The organism is Flavobacterium sp. (assembly GCF_036741995.1).
GTDB lineage: Bacteria > Bacteroidota > Bacteroidia > Flavobacteriales > Flavobacteriaceae > Flavobacterium.
This window is the reverse complement of the sequence record NZ_DAINRG010000108.1, coordinates 1-2,090: the sequence shown is the minus strand read 5'-3', so window position 1 is coordinate 2,090 and position 2,090 is coordinate 1. Positions and strand designations below refer to the sequence as shown.

Annotated in this window: 2 protein-coding genes; both read right to left on the bottom strand. The window is 37.3% G+C overall.

Going from position 1 to position 2,090, the window contains the following annotated elements; genetic code table 11:
* Positions 1-772, bottom strand: a 772-nt coding sequence (locus V7D82_RS13725) for a hypothetical protein (RefSeq protein WP_333601515.1), incomplete at its 3' end; no start/stop codon positions are given.
* 87 nt (positions 773-859) lie between these two features.
* Positions 860-1,942 (bottom strand): PAS domain-containing sensor histidine kinase, encoded by a 1,083-nt coding sequence (locus V7D82_RS13720; RefSeq protein ID WP_333601514.1) that lies wholly within the window; start codon positions 1,940-1,942, stop codon positions 860-862.
* Between the last annotated feature and the right edge of the window lie 148 nt (positions 1,943-2,090).

Genomic DNA, 2,090 nt, shown 5'->3' with positions numbered 1-2,090 from the left:
AAAATAGTCTTCTCAACGAATCCGGTATTTTGCTTACGAGCGACAAATCATTTTTCAAGGCCATCGCTGTGGTAGTATCACTAAAGGTATCTAAATAATAGCGGAAGCTAAAAACCAGGACACCCGACAGTATAAACCAAACCAGTTGTTTGGGTTTGCTTACCGATGAGAAGAAAAAAATCAGTGGCGCTACAAACACAAACGATTCTTTAGCCCACGGACCAATAAAAATAGCCAAGAAGATTAGTTTTGAATTTTTGGTTTTAATGCCCAATAGTGTCATGCCGATTACTACCAGATATAAACTATCGACCAACGGCAAGCCTGCAATATAAGAGGCCCAGCGGCAAGTCAGCACGCTTAACAGACCGACAAGGGCACCCAATGTAGAAACACCATAGGCTTTGCAGTACTGATAGACCAGCAGACCAAAAATCGACATAAATAGGCAGTTTACAATAAGAAAGCTAAAACACAATGAAAAATCAGGGCCGGGAAACGTATAAGGAGCCAAGCTCGAAAATACCGGTCCAAAAACATAATGAATTCCCGAGGCCAATAGCGGAACAATGACTCTGTATTTTCTAATGGGACTTTGGTTAAAATCGAAGTGAGCTATTCCGAGATAACTTTCAAGGTCAGGATTAGCCACCGTATCATAATTATAGGAATCAAACAACGTATAGGCCGGACCAAACAAGATGGCAAAGCAAAACAGCAACAACAAAAGATGTTTAGCGGTGGTTTTATTTTGAAGTAGCAGTAAATTCATGGCTCTTTTTTCTCGGCGGTTTCCTAATTTCAAATGGTTGCCTAATAATCAAATATAAAAAAAACCGCTTCATTTGAAGCGGTTTTTTTAGTTTCTAAAAGTAATGGTAAAAGTAGTGCCTTTGTCAATTTCACTTTTCACTTCAACAGTGCCGCCCATATCAATGATGTGATTGTAAACTAAATAGAGCCCTATTCCGTTGCTGTCACTATTGTCATGGAACTTTTGATTTAACCCAAAAATTTTATCTTTTACTTTTCCAATATCAAAACCCCTACCGTTATCCGAAAACACTAATTGGGTAGTGTCATTACTTTTTTGGGTGGTAATGCTAATGACCGGTAACCTATCCGGATTGGCATATTTAATGGCATTGGTGATTAGGTTGAGTAAAATACTTTCGAGATAGGCTTTGTTAAAGATTATAGTTTCTGCCAAAGAAAAATCGGTTATAAAAGTTACCTTAGAGTCTTTGACTAATGATTTTATCGATTGTAAAACGGTGTTTAAAGTGTGATCAAGAGCTAAGGTCTCTACTAAAGTAGTGATGCTATCATTGTGGCTGATATTATCTACATAATTATTGAGCGTTTGTTTTAGACCCTCGGTGGCTTTTTTGAGCATTTCAATAAGTTCCAATGTTTCGTCATCCACTATTTTTGAGGTGTCTAAAAGACTGTAAACCGTTAGTAAATTATTAACGGGAGAGCGCATGTCATGGGAAGCGGTATACGTTAATTTCTTAAGATGGTTGTTTATTTTTTTTAGACTGGTCAGCAATTCGTTGCGTTCTTCTTCCAGTTTTTTAGTGTGTGTAATGTTCTTAGCGATGGCATATACTAATTGATCATCTTTTTTCGGCATAGATGTCCAGGATAGCCAAACGATTTCGCCGCTTTTGGTAACATATCGATTTTCAAAATTCAGTAATGGTATACCAGCTCTGATGTTCTCGCGGTTTTTACACGTAATGGCTACGTCCTCTTCAAATATAAAATCGTTGATGGGGCGTGCAAATAATTCTTCTTCGGAGTATTCCAAAAGCAGGCAGGCGGCGGGGTTTACCTTTTTAAAATACCCATCAAAACCGGCAATGAATAATAAATCTGCTGATAGTTCAAAAAAATGCTCCGTTCTGTAGGTAGTTGAGTAATGATTTAGTTCATCCATGGTATGTCAAAAAAATAAGGGGATAGTAAATATATACATAAATTCTTTCCCTTGTCATGTTCACCAAAAAAATCCCGCTTCAAATGAAACAGGATTCTTGGTAGTACACTATAATGGTATTAAAAATGAAGCCCCAATTTGAAATAAA

Bases quoted from the DNA above. Each gene is read 5' to 3' on its own strand.
- V7D82_RS13720 (WP_333601514.1), bottom strand. From the start codon at position 1,942: ATGGATGAACTAAATCATTACTCAACTACCTACAGAACGGAGCATTTT.